General features: G+C 61.5%; 30 protein-coding genes and 1 riboswitch. All 30 genes read right to left on the reverse strand.

Annotated elements, in window-relative coordinates:
- Position 1: 1 nt before the first annotated feature.
- The 30 genes from ACFCTO_RS02305 to ACFCTO_RS02450 all read right to left on the reverse strand — a co-directional run bounded on the left by ACFCTO_RS02305 (position 2) and on the right by ACFCTO_RS02450 (position 25,170).
- Positions 2-1,048 (reverse strand): cobalt-precorrin 5A hydrolase, encoded by a 1,047-nt coding sequence (locus tag ACFCTO_RS02305; RefSeq protein WP_302485320.1) that lies wholly within the window; start codon positions 1,046-1,048, stop codon positions 2-4.
- The gene (cobM, locus tag ACFCTO_RS02310) at positions 1,045-1,845 is read right to left on the reverse strand and encodes a precorrin-4 C(11)-methyltransferase (RefSeq protein ID WP_020309854.1); all 801 of its coding nucleotides are present in this window, start codon (positions 1,843-1,845) and stop codon (positions 1,045-1,047) included. Before cobM ends, ACFCTO_RS02305 begins: the two co-directional genes overlap by 4 nt.
- Positions 1,842-2,978 (reverse strand): cobalt-precorrin-5B (C(1))-methyltransferase CbiD, encoded by a 1,137-nt coding sequence (gene cbiD, locus ACFCTO_RS02315; RefSeq protein WP_303147262.1) that lies wholly within the window; start codon positions 2,976-2,978, stop codon positions 1,842-1,844. The genes cobM and cbiD overlap by 4 nt, the downstream gene beginning before the upstream one ends.
- Positions 2,979-3,096: 118 nt before the next feature.
- Positions 3,097-3,873: an ABC transporter ATP-binding protein gene (locus ACFCTO_RS02320; protein ID WP_292260240.1), complete on the reverse strand. Its 777-nt coding sequence runs from the start codon at positions 3,871-3,873 to the stop codon at positions 3,097-3,099.
- Between the two features lie 3 nt (positions 3,874-3,876).
- The gene (locus ACFCTO_RS02325) at positions 3,877-4,872 is read right to left on the reverse strand and encodes a FecCD family ABC transporter permease (protein ID WP_292260243.1); all 996 of its coding nucleotides are present in this window, start codon (positions 4,870-4,872) and stop codon (positions 3,877-3,879) included.
- Entirely contained in the window at positions 4,865-5,821 is a 957-nt protein-coding gene (locus tag ACFCTO_RS02330; RefSeq protein WP_499876323.1) for an ABC transporter substrate-binding protein, read from the reverse strand. The genes ACFCTO_RS02325 and ACFCTO_RS02330 overlap by 8 nt, the downstream gene beginning before the upstream one ends.
- Before the next feature lie 14 nt (positions 5,822-5,835).
- Positions 5,836-8,193: a TonB-dependent receptor plug domain-containing protein gene (locus ACFCTO_RS02335; RefSeq protein ID WP_499876324.1), complete on the reverse strand. Its 2,358-nt coding sequence runs from the start codon at positions 8,191-8,193 to the stop codon at positions 5,836-5,838.
- On the reverse strand, positions 8,190-8,603 hold the full coding sequence (locus ACFCTO_RS02340) for an ExbD/TolR family protein (protein ID WP_499876325.1): 414 nt from the start codon (positions 8,601-8,603) through the stop codon (positions 8,190-8,192). The genes ACFCTO_RS02335 and ACFCTO_RS02340 overlap by 4 nt, the downstream gene beginning before the upstream one ends.
- 2 nt (positions 8,604-8,605) lie before the next feature.
- Positions 8,606-9,220 (reverse strand): MotA/TolQ/ExbB proton channel family protein, encoded by a 615-nt coding sequence (locus ACFCTO_RS02345; protein WP_499876326.1) that lies wholly within the window; start codon positions 9,218-9,220, stop codon positions 8,606-8,608.
- A 124-nt stretch (positions 9,221-9,344) separates the two neighbouring features.
- Positions 9,345-9,521, reverse strand: a riboswitch (cobalamin riboswitch).
- Between the two features lie 34 nt (positions 9,522-9,555).
- The gene (locus ACFCTO_RS02350; protein ID WP_481324896.1) at positions 9,556-10,005 is read right to left on the reverse strand and encodes a hypothetical protein; all 450 of its coding nucleotides are present in this window, start codon (positions 10,003-10,005) and stop codon (positions 9,556-9,558) included.
- Positions 9,980-10,498 (reverse strand): hypothetical protein, encoded by a 519-nt coding sequence (locus ACFCTO_RS02355; RefSeq protein ID WP_499876327.1) that lies wholly within the window; start codon positions 10,496-10,498, stop codon positions 9,980-9,982. Before ACFCTO_RS02355 ends, ACFCTO_RS02350 begins: the two co-directional genes overlap by 26 nt.
- Before the next feature lie 12 nt (positions 10,499-10,510).
- Positions 10,511-11,266, reverse strand: a complete 756-nt coding sequence (locus ACFCTO_RS02360; RefSeq protein WP_418519104.1) for a hypothetical protein — start codon at positions 11,264-11,266, stop codon at positions 10,511-10,513.
- A 15-nt stretch (positions 11,267-11,281) separates the two neighbouring features.
- Positions 11,282-11,716 (reverse strand): hypothetical protein, encoded by a 435-nt coding sequence (locus ACFCTO_RS02365; RefSeq protein WP_481324899.1) that lies wholly within the window; start codon positions 11,714-11,716, stop codon positions 11,282-11,284.
- Complete coding sequence (locus ACFCTO_RS02370; RefSeq protein WP_499876328.1) at positions 11,713-12,180, reverse strand: hypothetical protein; 468 nt, start codon at positions 12,178-12,180, stop codon at positions 11,713-11,715. Before ACFCTO_RS02370 ends, ACFCTO_RS02365 begins: the two co-directional genes overlap by 4 nt.
- Positions 12,080-12,595, reverse strand: coding sequence for a hypothetical protein (locus ACFCTO_RS02375; protein WP_499876329.1), 516 nt, complete (start codon positions 12,593-12,595; stop codon positions 12,080-12,082). The genes ACFCTO_RS02370 and ACFCTO_RS02375 overlap by 101 nt, the downstream gene beginning before the upstream one ends.
- Positions 12,534-12,959, reverse strand: coding sequence for a hypothetical protein (locus ACFCTO_RS02380; protein WP_499876330.1), 426 nt, complete (start codon positions 12,957-12,959; stop codon positions 12,534-12,536). The genes ACFCTO_RS02375 and ACFCTO_RS02380 overlap by 62 nt, the downstream gene beginning before the upstream one ends.
- The gene (locus tag ACFCTO_RS02385) at positions 12,953-13,405 is read right to left on the reverse strand and encodes a prepilin peptidase (RefSeq protein ID WP_499876331.1); all 453 of its coding nucleotides are present in this window, start codon (positions 13,403-13,405) and stop codon (positions 12,953-12,955) included. Before ACFCTO_RS02385 ends, ACFCTO_RS02380 begins: the two co-directional genes overlap by 7 nt.
- A 4-nt stretch (positions 13,406-13,409) precedes the next feature.
- Positions 13,410-13,775 carry a competence type IV pilus major pilin ComGC gene (locus ACFCTO_RS02390; RefSeq protein WP_020309869.1) on the reverse strand — a complete coding sequence of 122 codons (366 nt, stop codon included), beginning with the start codon at positions 13,773-13,775 and terminating at the stop codon, positions 13,410-13,412.
- Positions 13,776-13,793: 18 nt separating this feature from the next.
- Positions 13,794-14,843, reverse strand: a complete 1,050-nt coding sequence (locus ACFCTO_RS02395) for a type II secretion system F family protein (RefSeq protein ID WP_499876332.1) — start codon at positions 14,841-14,843, stop codon at positions 13,794-13,796.
- Complete coding sequence (locus ACFCTO_RS02400) at positions 14,840-15,805, reverse strand: type IV pilus twitching motility protein PilT (protein ID WP_499876333.1); 966 nt, start codon at positions 15,803-15,805, stop codon at positions 14,840-14,842. Before ACFCTO_RS02400 ends, ACFCTO_RS02395 begins: the two co-directional genes overlap by 4 nt.
- The gene (locus ACFCTO_RS02405; RefSeq protein ID WP_292260273.1) at positions 15,799-16,842 is read right to left on the reverse strand and encodes a GspE/PulE family protein; all 1,044 of its coding nucleotides are present in this window, start codon (positions 16,840-16,842) and stop codon (positions 15,799-15,801) included. Before ACFCTO_RS02405 ends, ACFCTO_RS02400 begins: the two co-directional genes overlap by 7 nt.
- A gap of 109 nt (positions 16,843-16,951) precedes the next feature.
- The gene (locus tag ACFCTO_RS02410; RefSeq protein WP_020309873.1) at positions 16,952-17,101 is read right to left on the reverse strand and encodes a hypothetical protein; all 150 of its coding nucleotides are present in this window, start codon (positions 17,099-17,101) and stop codon (positions 16,952-16,954) included.
- 92 nt (positions 17,102-17,193) lie between these two features.
- Positions 17,194-18,648, reverse strand: a complete 1,455-nt coding sequence (locus ACFCTO_RS02415; protein ID WP_499876334.1) for a TrkH family potassium uptake protein — start codon at positions 18,646-18,648, stop codon at positions 17,194-17,196.
- Between the two features lie 10 nt (positions 18,649-18,658).
- Complete coding sequence (locus ACFCTO_RS02420) at positions 18,659-20,113, reverse strand: TrkH family potassium uptake protein (RefSeq protein WP_499876335.1); 1,455 nt, start codon at positions 20,111-20,113, stop codon at positions 18,659-18,661.
- Between the two features lie 3 nt (positions 20,114-20,116).
- Entirely contained in the window at positions 20,117-21,463 is a 1,347-nt protein-coding gene (gene trkA / locus ACFCTO_RS02425) for a Trk system potassium transporter TrkA (protein WP_020309876.1), read from the reverse strand.
- 269 nt (positions 21,464-21,732) lie between these two features.
- The gene (locus ACFCTO_RS02430; protein WP_499876346.1) at positions 21,733-22,008 is read right to left on the reverse strand and encodes a diguanylate cyclase; all 276 of its coding nucleotides are present in this window, start codon (positions 22,006-22,008) and stop codon (positions 21,733-21,735) included.
- Positions 21,896-22,654 (reverse strand): HAMP domain-containing protein, encoded by a 759-nt coding sequence (locus ACFCTO_RS02435; protein ID WP_499876336.1) that lies wholly within the window; start codon positions 22,652-22,654, stop codon positions 21,896-21,898. Before ACFCTO_RS02435 ends, ACFCTO_RS02430 begins: the two co-directional genes overlap by 113 nt.
- Positions 22,573-23,382, reverse strand: a complete 810-nt coding sequence (locus ACFCTO_RS02440) for a cache domain-containing protein (RefSeq protein ID WP_499876337.1) — start codon at positions 23,380-23,382, stop codon at positions 22,573-22,575. Before ACFCTO_RS02440 ends, ACFCTO_RS02435 begins: the two co-directional genes overlap by 82 nt.
- Positions 23,379-23,963 carry a hypothetical protein gene (locus ACFCTO_RS02445; RefSeq protein ID WP_499876338.1) on the reverse strand — a complete coding sequence of 195 codons (585 nt, stop codon included), beginning with the start codon at positions 23,961-23,963 and terminating at the stop codon, positions 23,379-23,381. Before ACFCTO_RS02445 ends, ACFCTO_RS02440 begins: the two co-directional genes overlap by 4 nt.
- A gap of 4 nt (positions 23,964-23,967) precedes the next feature.
- Entirely contained in the window at positions 23,968-25,170 is a 1,203-nt protein-coding gene (locus ACFCTO_RS02450; protein ID WP_499876339.1) for a lipase family protein, read from the reverse strand.
- Between the last annotated feature and the right edge of the window lie 13 nt (positions 25,171-25,183).

The following is a 25,183-nucleotide window of genomic DNA, read 5'->3' on the forward strand; positions in this document are numbered from 1 at the left end:
TTCAACATGCAAACCGGACCTGGTAGCGTTCGCAGGCTACGGCTACGGTGATGCCGCGGCGGCTCTGTTTGGTGACGATGAGGGTCCCCTGATGGCTGGCCAGGACGGCAGCCCGTTCGCAGACGTTGTCCGTGCCGACAGTCTGTTTGACGAAATCGGACGCCGTAAAGTCGCCTGGCACGGCATTGAGTTCATCGGCCGTAAAGAAGTGCAGCGGCCACTGCTGGGCCTTGGCAAAGGCCAAGAGACCGGCTTCATCCTGCTTGACGTCGATGGAGCTGACGTCGGCAATGGCGTCGGGCGACAAGTTGGCCCGCTGCAGGACGGCATTGACCCAATAAGCGATGTCTTTGGCCGTCGTACCCTTGCGGCAGCCGATGCCGATGTGGACGATGACCGGTCGGGCGACGACAGTCGTGCGGAACACGGGCACGTGAGCTTTGGTCGTGATCACCAGGCCGGCGTCGCCATGGAAGGCATAGACCAGGCCCGGCGGCAGCGGCCCCTGCAGGGGGAAATCGCTGTACACGCCGGCAGCGCCCTTTTCCAGCATGGCAGCGGCAAAGGCCTTGGCATCGTTCAGGGACGACAGGCGCAGGCCCTGGCGGGCCGCCCATTCATCGACGGCGAACAAGGCGTTGACATCAGTCGCCGTCGTCACGACGGCCTGGCCTTCCAGTTCTGCAGCCAGACGGCGGGCGATGGCATTGGCGCCGCCGATATGACCGGACAGGATGGGGATGACGAACTGGCCCTTCTCGTCGATGACCAGGACGGCCGGGTCCAGGTCTTTATGGCGGATAAAGGGCGCAATAGTGCGGACGGCAATGCCTGCGGCGCCGATGAAGATGACCAGCCGGGCCGCTTCAAAAGCCCGGGCCGCTTCATCGTGGAGATTGGGTGTAAACGGCAGGACCCCTTCCTGGACGACGGCGAATTTCTTCAGCGACGCCTGGCGGACGTCCCAGCCGCCTCCCCGCAAGCAGGCAGCGACGCGGCAGCCCAGGGCCGTCCCAGCCTGGGTAAAGGACAGGACGACGGCTTTCATGGTTCCGTCTCCTGACCGATGTGGTCGCCGTACTGCTGGTCCTCCGGCGCCGCCTGGCGGCAGCCGTGGGTAAAGGCCGGATGATACAAAAGGCTGCGGTCATAAGCCGGCCCCAGCACCTTGCCGACGACGATGAGAGCCGTCTTGGAAATGGCATGGCGCCGGGCCGTTTCAGCCAGGGTGCCGACGGTACAGGTATAAGTCTGTTCTTCTGGCCATGATGCTTTGTAGACGATGGCTGCCGGCGTATCGGCCGCATAGCCGCCGCGCAGGAGTTCGGCCTGGAGGCCGTCCAAGAGGGATGCGCTGAGGAAAATGACCATCGTCGCCTGATGAGCGGCGTAATCGGCGATTTTCTGCTTATCCGGCACGGGCGTCCGCCCTTCCATGCGGGTGATAATGACCGACTGGCTGATGCCCGGCAGAGTATATTCGGCCTGGAGAGACGCGGCAGCGGCACAGAAGGAGCTGACACCGGGTACGACGTCATAGGCGATGCCCTTCTGGGCGAGGATGTCCATCTGCTCGCGGATGGCGCCATAGACCGACGGATCGCCTGTATGCAGGCGGACGGTCATCCAGCCCTGGCCCTCCCCTTCTTCCATGGCCGCCACGACGGCTTCCAACGTCATGCCGGCGCTGTCGAGGATGCGGCAGCCTTCTTTGGCACAGGCCAGCAGCTGCGGGTTGACCAGGGAGCCGGCGTAAATAATCTGGTCCGCTGTTTCCAGTAATTTTTGGCCGCGGACGGTAATGAGGTCGACAGCACCGGGACCGGCGCCGACAAAGTGTATCATCGTAGTTCCCCCTTCGTATGCAATGCAAGAAATTCTTTGGCCCGCGACGTCAGGCCCAGGACGCCGTAGGCATTGGAAAAGACGACGGCCGCCGTCGGGATTTCACCATGAGTCCGCTGGTCCATATAGGCCTCGATTTTCTCACAGACTGCGGCCATGACCGGTTCCAGCAGATTCTGTTCCTTCAGCAGGCGCACGGCTTCATCCGTCGTCAGGCTGTCGTAAATCTGACGAGCCAGCTGCCGTGAGGCACCGGCAAAGACGGCTTCCAGGGCCAGGAGGGTCGTGCGGCCATCGGCATAATGGGAATGGGTATTCATGATGCCTTGGGCGACTTTGACCAATTTGCCGATATGGCCGATAACCAGGACGTCGGAAAAGCCTTTGTAGGCGGCATAATCGAGAGTTTCGCCGACATAGTTGCTGATAGTCACGCGCTGGCTGACGTCGACTCCCAGATGGTCGCGGCTGAAATCGACGCCGTAATTGCCGAAAAAGGCCAATAAATGGGTCTGGCCGGCAGCGCGGCGGGAATCCATTTCCGTATGGATCGTATCGACCAGGGCCTGCTCGCTCATCGGGTCGACAATGCCCGACGTTCCCAGGATGGACAGGCCGCCGACGATGCCCAGGCGCGGGTTGAAGGTCTTCCGGGCCAGGCGCTGGCCCTCGGGGATGGATAAGGTCAGGCGCAGGCCGCCCGTATAGCCGCACTGCCGGCAAGCCGCTTGCAGGGCTTCGGTAATCATGCGGCGCGGCACGGGGTTGATGGCCCAATCGCCGACGGCACAGGCCAGGCCGGGCCGGGTCACGCGGCCGACGCCGATGCCGCCGACAATGGACAGGCCGGACGGCGTCTTTTCGACGGTTCCGTAGACGAGCATGCCGTCAGTGATATCCGGGTCATCGCCGCTGTCCTTGCGGATGGCGCATGTCGCCGACTGGGGACCGAAAGAGACGTCTTCCGGGATGAGCTGGAGGACCGTCCCCTGCGGCGTCTGCAAGGATATGGCTTCGATGCGGCGCCCGGTCAGGACCATGATGGCCGCCGCCTTCGCCGCCGCGGCCGCACAGGACCCGGTCGTATAGCCGCAGCGCATTTTCTTCCCTTCTTTGACCGTGAATAAGGACATGGTACGTTTCTCCTTTTATCGTTTTTCGTTCATCGTTCATCGTGATGGATGGTTATTTTTTAAGCCTTACGTCAAATGATGAACGTATTTAACAAAACTTCACTGATAATCTGACGTGTCATTGCAACACAACGATGGCCGAACGGCCGTCACTGGTGGTGACGATGTCGGTCCGGACGGAAAAGACGTCCCAAAGCCGTTCCGGTGTGAGGACGGCCTGGGGTGGTCCCGTACAGACCAGGGCTCCGTCTTTCATGATGACGACTTCGTCGGCATATTGCCAGGCCTGATTCATGTCGTGCAGGACGACGACGATGGTCTTCTGCCAGCCCTCATTGATGCGGCGCAGGAGGTCGAGGATGCGCAGCTGGTGGTGCACATCGAGATACGTCGTCGGTTCGTCCAGCAAGAGGATGGGCGCATCCTGGGCCAGCAAGACGGCCAGCCAGGCCCGCTGCTGTTCGCCGCCAGAGAGGTGCTGCATGACCTCGCCGGCATAGGCTTCGAGGCCGACGGCCTGGATGGCCCGGTCGACGGCGTCCCGGTCTTCCCGGCTCCGGCCGCTCCAGAGACGGCGGTAAGGAAAGCGCCCCATGCCGACTAAGTCGCGGACGGTCACATCAGGCGGCACGTCATGGGTCTGGGTCAGGAAGGCCATTTCCCGCGACAAGGCCTTACGGGAAAAATCATGGACCTCGCGCTGACCCAGGCGGATAGAGCCGCTGGCTGCGGGAATCATGCAGTTCACGGCCTTGAGGAAGGTGCTCTTGCCGCAGCCGTTGGGGCCGATGATGGCTGTCACCTTCCCTTTGGGCAGGGCTACGCTGAAATCATGGAGGATGGTCCGCCGGCCGCGCCGGACGACGAGGTGCTGGACGGTAATGGCATCAGCCATGGCTCACACTTCCTTCCGCAGGAGAAATAAGAAAAAGGGCGCCCCTATAAAGGCCATGATGATGCCTACGGGCAATTCGGCCGGTGCCAGGATGAGCCGGGCCGCCGTATCGCTCAAGGTCACGGTCGCCACGCCGAAGATGGCCGAACCAGGGATGATGTAGCGGTAATCGGACCCGACCAGGAGGCGCACGATATGCGGCACGATAAGGCCGACGAAGCCCAGCAGACCGGCAACGCTGACGGCGCTGGCAGCCAGCAGGGCGGCGACGGCCGTCAGGCCCAGGCGGGCGCCTTCGACAGACAGGCCCAGGCTGCGGGCCATATCATCTCCGAGCTGGAGCAGGTTGAGATAATAGGCGCCGACAGCTGATAAAGCCAGGCCGATGACCGTATACGGTGCGATGGCCGTCACGTCTTTCCAGCTGCTGGCCGCCAGGCCGCCGACCATCCACAGCAGGGCTCCGTGGACGCGGTCGCTGTAAAAGATGAGGATGCCCGAAATGATGGCCCCCAGAAAGGCCGACACGGCGACGCCGGCCAGGATGATGCGGACAGGCACGATGCCGTCTTTCCAGGCCAGGAGGTAAATGACGGCGGCTGCGGCCATGGCGCCGATGAAGGCTACAGGCGTCATCCAGAAGAGATAGGCCGGCCAGACGATGAGGACGACGATACCGGCCAGGCCGGCGCCGGCTGAAATGCCGATGATATGTGGGTCGGCCAGGGGATTGCGCATGACGGCCTGGAGGATGGCACCGGACAAGGCCAGGTTAGCCCCGACCAGGGCCCCTGTCAGCGTCCGGGGCAGGCGGATATTCCAGATGATCTGGTCCGCCGTCCGGGCCGACGGCTGCCAGAGGATCTGCAGGACATCGGCCGGCGTAATGGCGGCAACGCCCTGCATGACTGACAGCAGGCAGCCTCCCAGGGCCAGGAGGACAAAGACAGCCAGCATGAGCCAGCGCCAGCGGGTCCGATAGCAGCCTTCCCTATTCATGAGCCGACTCCGGATAGACGAGCCGGGCCATATAAGCTACGGCCTTGGGGTAGTCCAGGCCCGGATTGAGGAGAAAGTATTTTTCCGGCAGGACATAGACCTGGCCCGCCTTGACGGCCGTCAGGGCGGTCCAGGCCGGATTGCCCTGGATATCTTCGCGGATGCGTTTTTCAATCTTATCGGACGACCCCATGGAGGTCAGGAAAATGACATCCGGGTCGGCCTGAACCAGGCTTTCCATACTGTAGGGGATGCGCGTCGTCTGGCCGTCGCCAGCGGCATCGGCGGCGATATTCTTCAAGTGCAGGAGATCCGCCATGTCGCCGGCAATACTCGACGGCAATTCGGCCGATACGGAACTGGGTGTCACGTGGAGGATGGCGACCCGTTTCCCCTGGGCCGGTACGGCATCGGTGACAGCATGGACGGCCTGGTCCAGTTCGTCTTCCTTGGCCTTGGCTGCCTCTTCTTTGCCATAGACCTTGCCGATGACCTCAAGGTTGCGCTTGACGTCGTCATAGGTCTTGGTCTTGAGGACCAGGACCGGGATGTGGCTCTCTTCCAACTGGGCCGCCAATTTTTCGTGGTGGTCAGCGCTGGCAATGACTAAATCGGGCTGGCAGGCCAGGACCTTTTCCAGGCTCACGTTGTAGACAGGTCCGACGTCCGGCACATGCTGATATTTTTCCGGCAGCGATGCATCTTCGGCTTTGACCGTCGCCCGGCCGGCCAGGTCGCCGTCGACGGCAGCGGCGAAGTTGAGGAGCGATGTCGACAAGACGACGACGCGCTGCGGTTTCCGGGCCAGAGTGACGACCGTTCCCCGGTCATCGGTCACGACGGCATAGGCCCCGGACGAGACGCTGCTTTGAGTAGCGTCGTTCTGGGGCGCACAGCCCGTAAGCAGGACCAGACAAAAAGCGACGATGAGCAGACAATTTTTTTTCACCGTAAAGGCACCTCCTAAAACTTTCTCTTTACGCCGACCTGCCAGTTGCGCCCGGCAGACGGATAATTATGGTACAAATCATAAGCCTCGTCGTTGAGATTGTTGACTTTAGCATACACGGTCGTCGCCGCATTGGGCGAATACGACGCGCTGACATTCCAGACGACGTAGGAATTATTGCGGTAATACGTATCGTTGCGCCCGGTCCCGGCGGTCATATCGGCATTGGCCTGCCATTTGCCGCTGTGATAATGGACGCCGGCATGATAGCCGTTGGGCTGATTATAGGTCGTATCGAAGGCCAGGCCCTCCCCTTTGTCCACTTTCGTGCGGATGTAGGAATAACCTGCTTCATAGTCCCATTTATCGTTGACTTTCTGCTTCCACGTCAGCTCGAAGCCGCGCTTGTCTTCTTCATCGAGGTTCTCTACTTCGTGGTATGTCGGATTTGATCGGTCCCAGCGGATGACGTGCTGTAAGTTGCTGTGGAAGATGCTGCCTTCGATGTTCGTCTTGGGACCGGCCTGATACTGGAAGCCCAAAGTCTGGGTATAGCCTTCTTCGGGCTGGAGATTTTCGTTGCCCTGCGACGTAATCCCGCGGGACGTCGTCACATAGAACTGGTCGTTCAGGCGGGGCGGCGAAAAGACGCGGCTCCACGAGGCGTAGACGTTGAAGGCGTCATTGGCCTTGTAATTCATGGCCAGGCGCGGCGTCTGGTGCGTCCCAAAAGTGCTATTCCGGTCCCAGCGCAGGCCCGGCGTGACCGTGAATTTGCCGAACGTCAGGGCATCTTCGGCGTAGAAAGCCTGATTATGACGTTTTTTGTCGATATAATGGGCTTCATAATTGGTCCCCATATCTTCCGTCCACTCGGCACCGGCCGTCAGATGCTGGTGCGGGCCGAGCTGCCAGTTATCCTGCCACTCCAGGCCCTGGGTGCGGGTGAAATAATGATTGGACCAGTACGTCCGCTGGTAATCGTTGAAATAGCGCCAAAAGCCTGGCTGAGCCGTTTCTTTCTTGAAATGATAGGTCACACTGTAGTCGTTGATCAGGCGGTCGATAGGCTTATTGGCCGTCAGGTACCAGCCCGCCGGGTCGGCTTTATACGTCGAACCGTGGCCGTGATAATCTTGATGATAAGCCTTCACGGTCAGGGACGTATGGTCCGTCAGGTCCTGGTCCAGCCGCAAGGATAAGGACTTCCTGGCAATATCGCCGCGGGAATGGTCCGTATTGGCCCCGTGGGAAAAGGCATAGTATGCCCGCTGCTCCAGGTCGCCGCTGACGAGCCAGCTCGTCGCGCCGGCCCGGCCGCTGTGAGTCAGGGTGTAGCCGTGCATCCCCCAGGAACCGGTGTAGGCATCGAGGGAAGATTCGCGGCGGTCCCCCTTCTTGGTGACGATATTGATGACGCCGCCGACAGCGCCGCTGCCGTAGCGCACGGAGCCGCTGCCCTTGGTGACTTCGATGTGGTCGATAGCCCCGACGCCGGGCAGGCTGGTCAAATCGACGCTGCCCCGGCCATAGCCGGAGCCCTGGGCATTGGCCAGACTCTGACCGTCGACGAGGATCAGGACCCGGTCGTCACCATTGAGCTTGACGTAAGAGGAGATGCCAGGCACCATTTCATTGACGGTCACGCCGGTGACGCGCTGCAAGGCCTGCTGGACCGTCGTATCGTGATGGCTTTCCATATCCTTGGCCGTAATGACTGTCGTGTTGGACTGACTCGGTGGGATGGTTGGTGTAGATGGTTGCATCTTCGCTTCCGATAACTTTTCAGGCAGTTTTTCCCGCATGGCATCGAGGACGTCGGCGACGGCATCGGGTACGTGCAGATTCCCGGCCGGCGCGGCGGCCTCATCCTTTCCCGGCCCGGCAGCCCGGCCGCGGCCGCCGGCTGCTGAACCCGTATGGCCGTTGAGACGTTCTGTCCCAGCCTGGGCCGACGGCTGGGAGCCCGTTGCCGCACCCTTTACAGAGGGTTCCCCTTTGCCGCTTTCCGTCTTGGCTGCATAAGTCATCCCGTCGGCACCGGCTTCAGCCGGATCAGGCGACGCAACGTCGGCATCCGCCACAGCCCTGTCCGAAGATCCCGGGGATCCCGGTCCTTCCGGTCCCCTATCACGACCGTCCGACTGAGAGAGACGGCCCTCATCCGTATCGGTGCCGGCCGCGTCGTGACCGCCGGCACCGGCCAGGTCGTCGGCGTTATAGACCATGACGTCGGTTACGCCGTCCTGGCGGGTGTAATGATGGATCAGCGTGAAAAAACCGCCAGCTGCCAGGGCCAGATAGACGGCGACGTGGAGCGATACGGAAACGCCGGCAGCGACGCGGCCCCGTCGTTTTTCCCAAGGCTTCATGGCTGGCCTCCCTTGTCGGCGGCCAGACCGATGTGGGCGATACCGGCCCGCTTGAAGGCATCGAGGACGTCGGCGACCTGACCGTAATCGAGGCCCCGGTCGGCGCAGAGGACGACGCTGAAAGCGCTGTCCTGACGCTGCTGGTCCCGAGCCGAAGCCAGGAGCTCATCGGCCCCGACGGGCTGGCCGTTGAGCCACAGGGACCCATCGGCCTTCAAGGTCACGACGTACTGGGCCGACGGCTGGGTCTGGGCGGCCGAAGCCCGCGGCAGCTGGACGCCGAGGCTGTGCAAATCGACCATGGACAAGGAGGTCATCATGAAGAAGACCAGCAAAAAGAACATGATGTCGATCATGGGGATGATCATAATCGACGGCCGTTCAAAATCGCGAATATTACGGAGGCGCATGGTCACTGCCCCGCTTTCACAGGCATCGTTTCCAATGCGGAAAAACACATTTCCATATCCGTAATGATGCGGTCCAGGCGCTGGGTGAAATAAGAATGGACGGCCAGGGCCAGGATGGCGACGCAGAGGCCGAAAGCCGTGGCGATGAGCGCTTCGCCGACGCCGCCGGTAATGGCCACGGCCTGGCCGGACTGGACGTTGAGGATGCTGAAAGAGCGGATCATGCCGCTGATCGTCCCCAAGAGGCCCAGGAGCGGCGCCATGGTGACGATGACGCTCAGATAGTAGAGACGGCGGCGCAGTTTGGCCACGAAGATGCCCGACTGCATTTCGACGAAGGCCTTGACGTCAGGACCTGCCTGATGCTGAAAGACATCCTGCAAAATGAGGGGCAGGCCGCCGCGGGCGTCCATGGCCAGGCGCTGGGCCTGGTCGTAGCGCCGCAGCTTCATCTGCGTGTAGAATTGTTCGGCAAAGGCTTTCCCGGCGTCCATGTCTCCATAGAAAATCGCCCGTTCGATGCCAATGTAGCCGACGAAGAGAGAACAGGCCAGGAGCAGGTACATGACCGGCCCGCCTGCCTGAAATAACTGAAAACCCTGTAAAATCGCGTCCAAAATACCCTCCTGTCCGGCCTGCTGACGTGTCGAATGAAGGTACAAAATCAAAAGGAGCCGTCTTGTAGCGACAGCTCCCTTACGTATCTTTTTTACAATCTCCTTCCCATCGCTCGCAGGTCTATCGGTGATTATCCGTCAGGCAGTTCTTCTGGCTTGGCTTCCTGGCCATGGCTGCGCCTTCCCATACTTCGTACAGTGACATCGTTGCAGCCTGGCTCCACCCTACAGCGGCGGGACCGCGCCGGCATTGGACCGGCTTCTCTATTGAGTCTATGACACCTGACCTATTTCAAACTTACAAACATAACTATATCATGCCCAGCGCCAGACTGTCAATGAAGGGCTGCCCCGGCCTTTCCGTCCGGTGAGACCTCGACAGTGACGACGCTGCCCCCTTCGCCCCGTTCCCAGCGGAGGATCTGGCAGGTCCCCTGGGGACAGGCAGCGGGCCAGTCGTTGAGCCAGGCCAGGAGGTCGGCAAAGGTCCCGGTCAGGACCAGCGTCTGCCGACTCCCTTCGCGGCCGGACTGCTGCCACGACAAGAGCTGGACGTTCCGGGCTACCAGGGAGGCCGCCACATCAGGGCCGGCATCAGGTTTTGCTGCCTCCCGCTTCTCCTGGGGCCGGGCCCGATGGGCATACGGGGCCAGCTGACGGTGGACGCCCTGCCAGCCCTGCCAGGTGTGATACGACGAGATGGCAAAGCAGGCGGCTATGGCAGCCAGCACGGCGAGGACGGGAAAGGCCCGCTGCCAGTCAGCCCTTCTTCGCCAGGCCTTCATGACGGCTCACCTTCAGGGAAAAAGGGATTCCCTCGCCCCGGTCGGGCTGCATCTTGGCCACAGCGGCCTGGCCCATGCCCTGCTGCTGCAAGGTCCGCTGCCACTGCTGGGGCCGGTCCGCAGCGGACGCCTGGCCTTGGATGACGACCCGGCCGGCCTGACTGCTCACGGTTTCCACGACGAGTCCATCGGGTTTGGACGAAGCCAGGGCCACCATCAGGGACGGCGTCAGCAGCGGGCCGTCGGACGGTCCTTTCTTAGCGCGGTCGGCCAGGGCCTGGCTGCGCCGGATGGCATCATTGCGCTGCTGTATCTGCTGCTGCACGGGATAGAGATAGTCCGTATAATAGGCCTTTTCCCGTTGGATCTGATACTGAAAAAAGAGGCCTGCCCCGGCACAGACAACCAGCATCAGCCCCAGGGCCAAACAGGCCGGCCGCTGCCAGCGGCGATGGTCCTGGCGGTAGCTGGCCGGTACGAGGTTGCATTTCATGATCCTCCCTCCTTACAAGAAAGCCAGCATGGCCGTAGGCTGGGACACGTGGTAAGCATCCATCAGGCGGCGCACGGCTTCGCTCGGCCCGGCAGGCTGCCATTCCGTCTCGTCTGCCCCGTCCGGGAGCCAGCGGAAGACCGGCCCATCAGCCGTCGGCACAGCCGCCTGTACGTCATAGGCCAGGGGCAGGCCGTCGCGCAGGCGGACGCGGTGCTGCTGGCCATCGGGGGCTTCCTGAAAGGCCAGGGTCCCCGTACCGGTTGGCCAAAGGCGGCCAAAAAAAGCGGGCAGCAAGTCGATGGACTGGACGACGGCTCCGGCAGCGCCGGCAGCCCGGCAGATAGCGGCGACACATTCGGCCGGATAGGCGCCGACCGTCCAGTCACCGCTCCCGTCACCGCCTTTCGACGGACAAGCCGCCTCGAAGTCATAAGGCCGCCCTTCTTCACTGACCAGGCCGGCACCGGCGATGAGGGCATCGGCTTCCTGCCGGTCTGTCGTCCCCAGGGACAGGCGCTTCCAAAGGACGCTCGGCCCGCCGATGAGGACGCGCAGGCGCCAGCCAGCCAGGCCATAACGCTGCAGGAGTTCTGGCAGACAGGACTGGACGCCCCCTTCCTGGCCCATCCAGTCCGGGTCCCGCTTGGCTTCATAGTCGCGATGACCCTGGCGGAAGGCCACGCGTCCATACCAGGTCCGTTTCGTCTTCAAAAGATGGACAGACTGTCCATTCAGCCATAAACAGGCATTTTGTTGCCACCACATAAGCTCACCTCTCTACTAATTGACATACTGTACGAAATGCAGCACGGTCCGGCCCTGTTCATCGGCCGTCACGGCAAAGTGCAGGCCGCACGTCTGCTGGACGCCCGTTCCCGGCGCAGCGGCCCGGGCCTGCAGATAGCCGTCCGGCGTCTGACCGGCCGGCTGATACTGGCAGCGGACGGTCAGGATGTCCCCAGGGCCAGCCAGCCCTTCTGCACGGGGCACGGCCATGGCCTGGCCCGCCAGAAAAGCGTCTGGGTCCTGCCGCAGCTGGTTCCAACCCTCACAGAGGGCGCTTTCGGCCAAATAGGTCAGCCGCACGGTCTCTTCATAGGTCCGGGCCATCTGGAAGTGCTGCCACGCCAGGGTCGCCGCCGTCAGGGCCAGGCTCAGGGTCAGTACGGCGACGGTCACGATAGAAAAAGAAAAGAAGCCATTGCATCGTTTCATGATTCACCTTCATTCAGGGGACACACGGCAAACTGCACGGGCCGGGACAGGCCGCTCCGCCGTTCTTTTAGGAGAAAGGCGACTTGTACGGCCTGGCCGGTCCGGGAGAAAAAGGGCCGACCGTCCAGGGGCTGGATGACCAGGGCCCGGCCCTGGACGGTGCTGCCGCCGCCTGTCAGGGGCTGATAGTTGCCATCGCTGAGGCGGACATACAGGCCTTGATGGCGGACGGCAAAGCCCTTCACGGCGCCCTTGGCCGTGCGGAAGCGGACCTCCTGAGGACGGACTTCAACGTCCCGGCCATAGCGCAGGGCCTGGAACAGCGTTTCTTCTACGCTGACGTGCTGCCGCAGCAGGCCTTCTTCAATCTGGCAGCGCCAATCCAGGCGGGCCGTCTGTCCCGCCAGGGACAGCAAAACTGTCAGGGTCAGGGCCGACAGGCTCAAGGCCAGGAGTACGTCCAAGAGGATCCAGCCGTTTTTCTTCGGTCCCTGCCGGCACCAGGAGCCGGCAGGAAACATGGGGGCCATGGTCATCACCTGCCTCTACCTGCCAAAGGACATAGCCCTCGCCGAGGGCCGTCTGCGCATGCGTCACCTCATAGGTCCGGCCCTGAATGACGACGCGGTCTGATGGCGGACAGCCGCCCTTCCAGCCTTCCATGACCTGCCGGCAGACCATGGCCGCCAGCTGCCGCTGTCTGGCCTGGTCATGCAGTCTGACGGCCTGGAGGGAAAGGCCCAGGGCCGCCGTGAACAAGCAGGCTCCGAGGAGCAGGCCCGCCAGACCGTCGGTCAGGAAAAAGAAGCCATTGGCCTCAGGCGATACGGATGCGCCCGGTCTGCGCCGCCACGACGATAGAACGCGTATAGGCCCCATCGGGCGAAGTAATGACCACAGCCATCGTATGCTGCGGACGGCCATCGACAGCAAAGCGTACATCTCCTTTCGTTACCTGCAGGCCCGGCGGATAGGGCCGTTCTTTGATCCGGATGTAGCCTTCCTGGAGGACGTAGCGCTTTTCTTCCAGGACCAGTTTCCAGCGGCCGTTGCTCTGGTTATTGCCGACACAGCGCTGGCGGACCTGCTGCATATCCAGGGCCATTTCCCGCGCCAGGCCATCGACGTCCTGGTGGCTGCGGCTGCGCTGACCGGCAGTGAGTCCCAGGCCCAGATACAAGAGCAGCAGGCCCAGGGCCAGCATCAGGCCGGTCAGGCTGATAAAGCCGTTCCGTCTCACCATAGCCAGCCTCCGGGGCAGGCGCGCTGGAGCGGTTCCTGGGCCAGCCACCAGCCGGCCAGGAGGAACGGGCCGAAGGGAATGATCGTCTTCCCTGTGCGGAAACGGTAGAACAAGGCCACGAGCGCGGCCAGGCCAAAAGAAGTGACTGCCATGGTCCAGGCCCCCCAGCCCGGGCAGCCCGGCACCAGGGCCAGGGCCAGCTTGATGTCGCCGCTGCCGATGGAACCGGGCCAGAGACCATAGAGGAGCAGGAAGAGGGCGGCGACGCCCAGGGAAACGGGCCAAAATGGCCGGACCAGACCGGCATAACTGGCGGCGCCGTTGCCCACAGCCAGGGCCAGGACGGGCGCGTCGGCAATCCAGCAGCGCCGGATATCGGTATAGCAGATCCAGACCGTACAGCCGGCTGCCGCAGCGTACCAGAGAGATACAACAGACCCTCCCATCCTATCAGGCCTCCCCTTCCTGGGGCGATGCCGCATCGGACGAGAAATGCTTGTTGTTATAATCGGCGGAAACGACGCCATCGGCTATCTGGTATTCCCCCTTATCCGGCGTGAGCGGTTTGAATTGCAGATACTGTTTGCCATCGCTGCCTTGGGTCACTAAATCGTCGACACTGGCCGGGAAGACGCCGTGGTCGATTTCATAGAGGGCAGCGGCATTGCTGATCGTCCGGATATCGGCCTGTACTTTGGCTTCCTGGGCCGTCTTGGTGGCCGATGAGAAACGGGGTACGGCAAAGGAGGCGAAAATCAGGATGAGGGACACACAAATCAACATTTCTAACAGGGAAAAACCATTGCGAGTCTGCATACGAAAAAACTCCTTTCATCAGGTCACGATACTGGATGCCATGTCCAGTAACGGTAAGAGGAAACAAAGAATCAAGACGCCCATCAAGGCGCCGGTCAACAAGAGGACGACAGGCCCGAGCCAGCGCCGTATCCGGCCGGCCAGCAGATGGAGACGGCTGCCGTAATAGACAGCAATCGACGCCAGGGCTTTGTCATAGGTCCCGGTCATTTCCCCGACGGCCAGCATGGTCTCGACATAGGGCGTACCGAAACGGCCGGCATGGACGGCCTGGCTGAAGGCACAGCCCCGTTCCAGCAGCAGCCGGGCCTGCCATACGTACTGCCGGAAAAGGCATGATGGCACGACGGCGGCCGCTTCGGACAGGCAGTCCAGCAAGGGGATGCCGCCGGCCAGCTGGACGGCCAGGAGCTGGCTGAAGCGCTGCCAGGCCCAGATGAGGAACCACGACGCCATTCCGGGAAACCGGACGATCTGCCGTTCCAGCCTCAGCCGCCACTCGTCCCGCTGCCAGGCCCAGCGCAGGGCAATCAGGGCGCAGCACAGTCCGGCCAGGCCATAGAGGCCGTACTGCCGCAGGCCGTCGAAAAAGACCAGGACGTACTGCGTCCCTTTGGGCAGGGGCACGGCCATTTGGACCATCATGTCCGTAAAGACGGGAATGATGAACAGGCACGCGCCTGCCGTCAGGGCTGCCAGACAGACCAGGAGGAAGACCGGATAAGCCACGGACTGGACCAGGAGGCGCCGCTCCCTGCCCTTCCTTTCATAGAAATCGGCCAGGACCTGGCAGAGCCCTTCGAGGTTCCCCGTCTGCTCGCCGGCCCGGATGATGCGGCAGGCCAAATCGGGGAAAGCCTGGCTTTGCCGCATGGCCTGAGACGGGCAGACGCCCTGCTCCATCTGCAGGGCCGCCAGATGCAGGGACGGGCGGCAGGCGCCGGGCATATCGCTCAGGAGCAGCTGCCAGGCCTGGACCAGGGGGATGCCGCTGCCGACGAGGACGGCCAGCTGGCGGAAGAACAAAGCCAGCATAGCTGCAGACAGCCGGCGCGGCGGGCGGATCATGACGTCCCTCCCTCACCGCAGCGGCGCAGGGCCTGTTCCATGGTCCGCATCCCCAGGGCCGCACCGGTCTGCATGACCGTCGGCAGCTGATATTCCTTACCGCTGCGGATGAGCTGGACCACGGCCGGCGTGCGGACGAGGACTTCCCGGACGATGTCGATCCGTCCCTGCCGTTCCAGGCGGCGCTGGGCCAGGATGGCCTGCAGTACCATGGCCAGGCGGCAGCGGACTTCCTGCTGGGCCTCGCCGCTATAGGCACCGGCCAGGCGGCTCACAGCCTGTGCTGCCGACGGCGTGTGCAGCGTCGACAAGACGAAGTGCCCCGTCTCGGCAGCCGTCAAAGCTGCATCCATGGCGGCCCGGTCGCGCATCTCGCCGATAAGGATGACGTCCGGATCCTGGCGCAGGGTCTGGCGGATGCCTTCGGCAAAGGTCGCGAAGTGCGTCCCCAGCTCGCGCTGCGTAATCAAGGCGGCCTTCCCGGCTTCGACGTATTCAATCGGGTCTTCCAGGGTGACGATATGGCAGGGCCGCCGTTCGTTAATGACCTGGAGGATGCGCCACAGGGCCGTCGTCTTGCCGCTGCCCGTGGGCCCGCAGACCAGGACCAGGCCACTGGTCAGGCGGCTGAGGCGCTGCAGCAGCGGTCCGTCTCCATCTGGCGGCAGCGACGCTAAAGGATAGAGGAAGCGTATCGTCACATGGAGGCCGGCGTACTCCCGGCAGACGTGGAGGCGGCAGCGCAGGGCGTCGTGCCAGGAAAAGGCGCCGTCGCCCTGGTCCCCGCCGCTCCAGCCGACGGCCTGCAGGACCTGGCGCAGGTCCCCTTCGCTCAAGGGCGGCCCTGGAAGCGGACAGAGGCCCTGGGCCAGGCGCATCATCGGCGGCCGGCCCGTCTGCAGATGAAGGTCCGCTGCCTGCTGACCCATGGCCGTTTCCATCAGTTCCCTTACCTTCACCATGAGCTCCCTCCTTCACAGACGCGGCGTATCTCCCTTTCATCCGTCCGGCCGGCCGCCAGGGTCCGGGCGATGACGTCGGGCAGGAGGACGGCACCATCGGACCGGGCCGCATCCGTCAGGTCCCGGACGCCGGCACAGCGGCGGATGGCGTCGCGGAGACGGCGGCCAGCCGGCACGACTTCGCACAGGCAGAAACGGCCCTGATAAGACCCGTCGCTCCTGCGGCAGCGGACCAGGCGCTGGGACACGACGCCAGCCAGGGCATCGGCTGCCAGGTAGGGCGCGACGCCCATATCGGTCAGGCGGATCACGGCCTCGACGGCGCTCGGCGCATGGAGGGTACTGAAGATGACATGCCCTGTCAGGGCGGCCCGCACAGCGATGCGCGCCGTCTCGCCATCGCGGATTTCGCCGACGACGAGGATATCCGGGTCCTGGCGCAGCAGGGCCCGCAGGCCGTCCTGGAACATCATGCCCCCTTTGGCCTGGACCTGGCTCTGGGAAATGCCCTCCATGAGGATTTCCACCGGGTCTTCCAGGGTCGCAATGCTGACCGAGTCGTCCTGGATCTCGTGGATGGCCGCATAGAGAGTCGTCGTCTTGCCGCTGCCCGTGGGCCCACAGATGAGGATGAGCCCCTGGCGACAGCGGATGAGCTTTTCCAGACAGCGCCGGGCCTGGTCGTCCATGCCCAGGGCCGAGAGGGCCAGGGGGATGCGCTGGCCGTCGAGGATGCGGATGACGACTTTTTCACCGCGCACTGTCGGCAGCGTACTGACCCGCAGGTCCAGGCGACGTTCCCCGTCCTTCCAGACGATGCGCCCGTCCTGGGGCAGGCGGCGGTTGGCGATGTCCAGGCCGGCCAGGACTTTGATGCGGCTCACCAGTTTCTCCAGGCCGCCCTTGTGGAGCATCCCGGCCTGACAGAGGACACCGTCCCGGCGCCAGCGGATGCGGACGGCGTCGTCCAGGGGCTCGATGTGGATGTCGCTGGCCCCGGCGGCCAGGGCGTCTTGCAGTAACTTGTTTACGTCCATAAAAAAATCTCCTTTCCATAGCTAGCATAGCATGGAAAGGAGACGTCCTGACAAAATTTAATCGTCTTTTAATGAAAAATCGGAAAACGGCGAAAAACTTAAGAATCCTTTAATCTTCCGTCTTGTCCGCCGTTTCTTTGTTGCGGATTTCGCTCAATTTTTCGGCTAATTCGTGGAAGGTCTTCTGGTAGAGATCTTCCTTCTTCTGTTTTTCTTCACTGGCATCGATGGTCTTAGCCATTTGTTCCCAAAAACTCATAGGTAATCCCCCTTTGATAAAAGATAGAGTAACGTTAATATTGTCTTTATTATACGGCAAAGGGATGGCGTCATGCAAGGGATTTCCCCCAATTACCAGCTGTTGCGGTGGCGCCAGAAGGACGGCATGAGGATAGCCAGGACCGGCAGGGCTTCCAGGCGGCCCATGAGCATGGACAGGCAGAGGGCGACTTTGCTGAGCGGCGGCAGGGCCGAACAAGTAGCCGTCGCACCGAACTGGCCGAATCCTGGCCCGCAGCTGCCCATGGTCGAGACGCTGAGGCCGATGGCATCGAAGATGGCCACGCCGTCAAAGACCATGATGAACGTCCAGAGGACGCCGAGCATGGTGTAGATGAAGAAGAATTTGGCTACGCCGTAAATGAGGTCCATCGAGAATTCTTCGCCATTAGAACGGATGTGCAGGACCATGTTGGGATGTATCTTCTGGCGGATGATGGCGGCAATGGTCTTGACCAGCAGCATGACGCGCGTCACTTTCAGGCCGCCTGTCGTCGAGCCGGCACAGCCGCCGATGAACATCAGGACCAGGAGGATGAATTTGGAAAAGACCGGCCACTGTTCAAAGTCGTTGGAGACGAAGCCCGTCGACGACGAAATGGACACGGACTGGAAAAAGGCCTGGCGCAGGGCTTCGATGCCGTCCCACTGCTGGGCCAGGACCAGGTTGAGGGCCATGGCCGCCGTCGAGATGGCGACGATGGACAAATAGACGCGGAACTCCGTATCGCCGAGGATGACTTTGCAGCCCTTCTTCCAGGCCGCGACGTACATGCCGAAGTTGGCGCTGCTGATGAGCATGAAAAAGGACAGGCAGCATTCAACGACAGGGCTGTCGAAATGGGCGACGCTGTTATTGTACGGCGAGAAACCGCCCGTAGCGATAGTGGCAAAGGCGTGGTCGGCTGCGATGAGGAAGGACATGCCGCAGAGCATGAAGACGACCGTCGAGGCAACGGTAAAGACGACGTACACCGTGAACAGGGCCTTGGCCATCTCCTTGATGCGCGGCAGGGCCCGGTCCGACCGGGGGCCCGTGCTTTCGGCATTGAACATGTGGACGATGCCCTTGCCGAACTGAGGAAAGACGGCGATGAAGATGACGATGATACCCAGGCCGCCGAACCAGTGGGTCAGGGCCCGCCAGAGGACCAGGCTGGCCGGCATGGCTTCGATGTCGTCGATGACCGTCGCCCCCGTGCCAGACAGGCCGGAAATACATTCAAAGACACCGTCCAGGACAGACAAATAGCCGCCGGCAGCATAGGGAATCATGCCCAGAAAAGTGACCATGATCCAGCCCAGAGCCGTAATGGCCACGCCTTCGCGAACAGTCAGGCTGTCCGTCGGCCGATGGCCCTGCCACATGAGCAGGCGCCCTATGAGGAGGCTGATGACGATGGCCACGAGGAACGCAACGATACTGGTTTCCCCATAGAAAAGGGCGACGACAAAGGGAATCATCAAGGCCAGCCCGCAGGCCTGAGCCAATTTCCCCAAGACAAATAAAACAATTCGTATATTCATGGTGTACCTCCTACCAGCGCCGCCGCAGATAACCGAATGCGGTCTGGATGACGACGAGGAAGGAAAAGATTTCGACGCGTCCTAAAATCATGAGGAAACTGCAATACAGCTTAGTCCATGCCGGCAGGACGGAAACGTCGGCTACGCCGAAGAGGTCCATCGTCGACCCGACACTGGACAGGCAGCCTACGGCCATCCCCATGGCCTGCACGGGCGTGACGCCGGACAGGGAAATGATTAGCATGGAGACGAAGAACGTCGCCATGAAGAGGAAGAAATAACTGAGAACACGGCTGATGATCTTCATATCGACAGGGACGCCGTCGATTTTCAGGGAAATGACCATGTGCGGATGCAGGGTCCGGCGCATTTCCTGGGCAGCCATCTTGAAGAGAACCATGAAGCGCATGACCTTGAGGCCGCCTGTAGCCGAGCCGATACAGCCGCCGACAAAGGCCAGGGAAAAGAGAACGTACTTGTCGAATTCCGGCCAGGTGCTGTAGGCGGCTGACGAAAAACCGCTGGTGCTGATGAAGGACAGGACCTGGAAAAAGCCGTAGCGCAGGTTATCCCAGCCGTCGTAGACGCCGAAACGCCACAAATGGAAGGATACGAGGCAGCCCGTGACGACGACGACGGTCAAAAAGGTCCGCCATTCGGCATCGCAGAAAAGGCTCTTGAAGTCGCGCCGTTCCCAGCTCTTCCAGTAGAGGAGGAAATTGCCGCTGGCCAGGAGCATGGATACAGCTCCGGCCGCTTCCAGGGCCAGGCTGTCATATTGAGAAAAATCGAAGAGCGAATCGCCGCCGCTGGTGGACATGGTCATGAGGCCCTGATTGACGGCCATGCCCAAAGGCAGGCCGGCCAGGACGTAGAGGACCATGGAAAAGACCGTAATGGCCAGGTAGATGAGACCGGCCTGGCGGGCCGCTTCCTGCATGCGGGCCACCATGGGGCTGAAGGATACGCTCTGATGGACGGACAAGGTCAGACCGAAACAGCCGTTGACCTGGGGCATGACCGACACCAGGAGGAGAATGAAATTGAGGCCGCCGAGCCATTCCATGAGGCTGTGCCACAACAAGAGCGACTGCGGCAGGCCGGCTCCGCCGTCAGCCAGGCACGACGTCCCAGTCGTCGTAAAAGCCGAGACGCTTTCAAAGAAGGCGTCGACAGGCGATGCGAAAGTACCGGCCATGACGTAGGGAATCATACCCAAAAGGCCCAGGAGGAACCAGGCCGATACCATGTACCAGGCCCCCTCCCCCGGTCCCAGGTGGCGTTTGTGATGGCGGCCGCGGTAACGGCAGAACGCCGCTGCAAGCAAGGCAGCGGCCAGGGCCGGGGCAAAATAGACCAGGCCCGCTTCCCCCCACCACAGGGCGGCCAGCAGAGGGATGAGCAGCGCCAGACCGTTGATCAGGGCCAGGCGGCTGACGAGATAAAAGACGATACTGCGGTTCATGGTCTATTCCCTGCCTTTGAAGTACTTCATGACCTTCTTAGAATATTCCGTCTGGATAAAGAGGATGATCCGGTCGCCGGCCATGAGGACGGACTGGCCGTTCGGGATATAGGCTTCGCCGTCGCGGACATAGGCGCAGACCAGACATTCTTTGGGCAGGCGGACATCCATGAGGCGCTTGCCGGCTACGGGAGCCCCGTCCTGGACGATGACTTCCACGGCTTCGGCCTTGGCCCCTTCCAGGAGGGACACGGAGACGACGCCGCCGCGGCGGGCAAAGGCCAGGACTTCGCTGGCCGACAAGAGGCGCGTCGACAAGACGATATCGACGCCGACCTTTTCCATGAGGTCGCCGTATTCGATGCGCGACACGCGGACGATGGTCTTCTTGGCGCCCAAGTGCTTGGCGATGAGGGCCAGCATGAGGTTCAGGCGGTCGTCATCGGTCAGGCAGATGACGACGTCGGCATCGGCAATGCCTTCCTGTTCCAGGAGGTCGATGTCCGTGCCGTCGCCGCAGATGGCCAGGCCGTTGTCCAGGAGTTCTGCCACCTGGCGGCAGCGTTCGCGGTCTTTATCGAAAATCTTGACCTTGATGCCTTCCTTGTCGAGCATGGGGGCCAAAAAGCGGCCGGACCGGCCGGCGCCGATGATGATGACCCGTTCGACCATCTTCGTGTCGCTAGGGACGAAGTTCTCACTGAATTTCTCGATGGCCTTGGGGTCGCCGATGAAATACGCATTGTCGTGCGGGAACAGGCAATCATCGCCATGAGGGATGATCATGCGGTGATCGCGGAAAATCATGCCGGCCAGGATGGACGGCGGCATGTTCATATCCTTAAAGGGGATGTTGATGAGCGGCGAATGACGGCGGACCTTGGTTTCAAAGAGCCGGACCTTGCCGTTGGCGAAGTCTTCGACGTTGAGGGCGGCCGGCGTCATGAGGATGCGGTTGATTTCACGGGCCGTGATCATTTCCGGATTGAGCATGAGGTCGATGTCGAAATTCTGCTTCAGATAATCCTTGGCTTCCGACAGGAACTGCATGTCCCGGATGCGGGCCGCCGTGTACTTGATGCCGTGTTTCTTGGCCATGATACAGGCGACCATATTGACTTCATCGACAGCCGTACAGGCGACGAGGATATCGGCACCGCGGATATCGGGATCGTTCATGGTAATCGGGCTGGCCCCGTTGGCCAGGACGGTCAATACATCGAGATTATTCTTGACGACTTCCAGCCGTTCTTCATTATGATCGACGACGACGACGTCGAATTGTTCATTCGATAAGAGCTCGGCAATACTGTACCCCAGCTTGCCGGCGCCTACGACAACGATACGCAAAGGAAAGACCTCCTTGTAAGTCGAAATAGAAAGGAGGCTGCCACACGAAGACAGCCTCTTTTTATACTTTAATTAAAACCCATCCTCTACAAACTCTATACTACAAACTTTTGAAGACAAAGGGCTCCACATGACGGCACAAACCACCATGTTCCAGCCCCTACAAATAGTATCACATTTTGTCCTTTTTGTACATCTTTCCTTTTCGCCGCCAAGGCGATGATCTGGCAGCCCTCTCCCCTTTGCCCCGAGCCAGCCAACACTCACCCTCAGGCCCGCGGCGCCAGGTGCTGCTTCTGTTCGTACATCTTGGTGTCGGCCCGGTTGAAGACGGCCCGGTAGGCCGTGTCGCGTGTCTTGTCGTAGACGGCCATGCCTACGGAAGCGGCGAGCTGCGTCCACGGCTGGGCGGCGCTCAGGTCGCGGATGTGTTCAAAGGCACGGACTTTCTCGAATAAGGCGTCCCGATGAGCATAGTCCTCGCCTTCGAGGATGACGACGAATTCGTCGCCGCCGATGCGGTAGACCGGGCTGTGCTTGTAGATGCGGCAGACGGCCTGGCACAGGCGCTGCAAAGCGATGTTCCCCTTTTCGTGGCCAAAACCGGTCGTTGACGTCCTTGAGCTGGTTCAAGTCGACCATGACCACGACAAAGGCAGCCTGGCCGGCGGCGATTTTCTGGTTGAGGTCGTAGACCTTCCTGTCGTAGGCGGCGACGTTCTTGACGGCCGTCAGTTCATCCTGATAGGCTTGTTTCTGCATGGCGCCGACGTATTTGCGCATCCGTTCCATCGTATCGTTCATATGGCCGGCAAGCCGCCCGATTTCATCTTGAGCCGTACTGTCCAGAGGCTGGTCATATTCGCCGCGGCCCAGGCGGCGGGCGGCTTCACTGATGTCATGCAGGGGCCGGACGATACGGTTCGCCGCCCGGATAGCCAGGAGCGTCGACAACAGACCGACGAGGACAATTATGGCCAAAACCAGGAAGGTCATGAGCTGGCGGCCGGCATAGATTTCCCGTTCCGGTGCCGTCACGCCCAGTTTCATGCCATTCTTCAAGGTCGTAAAGCCCATGGCCATGGGGACGCCCTGATAGTAGTAATGAATCAGGCGGACATCCGTCGCCGACTGGTCCAGCAGGTTCCCATGGCTGACGATATCGAAGCGCGGCTTGAAATCGTAGGCCACCTCCCTGCCATCGGGATGGAAATAGAAGGTCTGCCAGTCCTTGAAGAGGAAGCCGTATCCGCTGTCATAGACTTCATGCTGCCGATGAGGTCGCAGAGCATGTTGAAGTCGATATCGACGCCGACGACGGCGACGAACTGGCCTTGGACGAAGACAGGCATGACGTAGCTGATCATGCGGACACCATTATTGTCATTGACGTAAGGTGTCGTCCACAAGGCCCTCTTCTCACGCAAGGGCTGATAATACCGGTTCGTCCGGCCCGCGTCGGCTTCCCCGTACGCCTCGACGGGGGTAATGGGCTGGGACACAAAATCATGACGCGCATCCTGGCGGGTATACCAGAAGCCGTCCGGCCCGTCGGCCAGGTCTTCATTGTAATGGAGATAATAGCCCTGGACGCCGTCGATACCGGTGGTTGCATTATAAAAAGACCGTCTGATCATAGCTCCCAGCCGGTCTCGGTTGGCTTTATTACGCAGGTCCTGGGGATTTTTGACTTCATGCTCGATGGTATGGCCGATATAGTGGACGATGTCTTCGGACTGCATGAAAATCGGATTCAGTGTCGTACTGGCGTGGATGGCCCGGCCAGTGAGGGTCTTGGCGGCGATTTCCGTCTCGCTGCGGTCGACGAGGAAGACGCAGAGGCTGCCGAAGACCAGGGTCAGCGTCAGGGAGACGCCGCAGATGACCGTCAAAAAGCGGGACCGTATAGTTTGCATCATGAAAGGGTCCCTCCTTTATGCAGCTGACAGGCCGGGCAGCAGAGCACCGGCCGCACACAGGCCAGGGCCAATTTCCGACCGCTCCGGGGAACGGCGATGTACGTGACCTCTTTCCACGTATAGCCTGCATCCGCTCCTTTCTGGCGGAAGCGGAAGCAATCCGACTGGTCCCCTTGGGATAATTTTCTTTTGAGCGCCGTATAATCGGTGAAATCCAGGAAGCGCTGGCAGTCATCGGGATGGATATAGCTCCGGGCATAGTGCTGAAGGAACTGGCGCATGAAGAGGCATTTCTCCATGAGTTCCCCGACTACGGCATGGCGCGAGGACAAAGGGATCCCGGCTGATTTGTCCAAGTCGACGAGGTAGATGACATCGTACAGGCGGTAGAGCTCATGAATGTGGACGTTCAGCGCCTCCTGCTCCTGGATGTATTCGTCCAGGGTCAGGTTGTGCAGGGACACGGTCAGCATCCAGCGCGACGGCATGGAGGCAACGAGTTCCGCCGTGAGCTGGACGTAGTAGCCCTTTTCCGACTGGAAGAGCGTTTTTATTATATTACAAGCCTGACAGGAGTACACGCGCCTAGTCGGCACCGGCCAGGGCCAGCAGGGCTTCGATGGGTGTCATCTTGCCCGTATCGGTCGTGCGGGACACGGCCGTCCGTACCAGGCCGGTCCGGGCATCGTACCATATTTCGTCATACGTGAGGGCAAAGTCATATTCTTTTCCCTTGAGGCGCCGCGCCTGGAACTGGCGGAGCAGGACCTCGCTGCAGCCGTGCTGCCGGGCCTGGCGCAGGGCTTCTCCCAGGGACTGTTCCCTGCGGGCAAAGACAGGATGCAGGCGGTAGCCGAGCTGGTCGTCGGCAGCCCGTTCCAGATAGGGCGTATCGGCCTGCAGGGCCTCGTCGAGAGTCAGGGATAAGGGCGGGACCCAGACCGGTGAGCCGAAAGGCCGGCCGCCATCGTCTGGCACAGCATGGCCCAGATAGGTTTCATAGGCCGTCTTGGCATCGTAATAACGGCGCAGAGCGGCGTCGGCATATCCGGCTATATCATGGGCAAAGCGGCGCGTCGTCGGCGCTGCCTGCCAGACCGTCTTGTCCGGGAACTGTTCATACGTGCGGGAAACGGCCTGTACGGCCTTTTCTACGGGATCGCCCTCCATGACGATGCGGTCCAGCCGGATGCGCCGGCCGTAAGCCTCATTAAAGGCGTCATTGCCGACAGCCGGAGCGCCGAAGGTCACGACCTGGAGCTGCGACGCGCCCTGGTCGGCCAGGCGGGCCGCCGCCAGGACGGCGACGGCTCCGCCCAGGCTGTGACCGGTCAAGGTCAGCCGTTTCGGTGCATGGGCATCGGCAGCCAGCACCTGGCCTACGGTCTGGCCGCCATAGGGCGCTGCCAGAAGGGTCGTCGTGTAGTGGTCAAAGCCGGCATGGACGCGGCGGACGCCGTCCTTTCTAGCGGTCTTCCCTGCCGTGCTGCCGTAGGCGACGGAATGGAGGTTCAAATCGGACTTGATGTCGGCCAGGCTGGCTGTTCCGGTCACGGCCAGGAGCGTATCGTCCCCTTTCCGGGCCAGGTGGAACTTGGCTTCCGATTTATCATCCTTCTGGACCTGGCTGTCGATGTGCCAGCCCCGGCGCACCAGCTCCTGACGGGCTGTCAGACCGGGCCTGTCGCCGTAAGAAGCCATGGCCATCCAGGCACAGAGGGCTTCCTGCCGGGCCTGTTCATAAGCGGCACGCGGCGAATCGGCAAAGACAGAAAAAGCTGTTGTCACGCAAAAAAGGCAC

The organism is Megasphaera indica, from assembly GCF_046614755.1.
Taxonomy (GTDB): Bacteria; Bacillota; Negativicutes; order Veillonellales; family Megasphaeraceae; genus Megasphaera; species Megasphaera intestinihominis.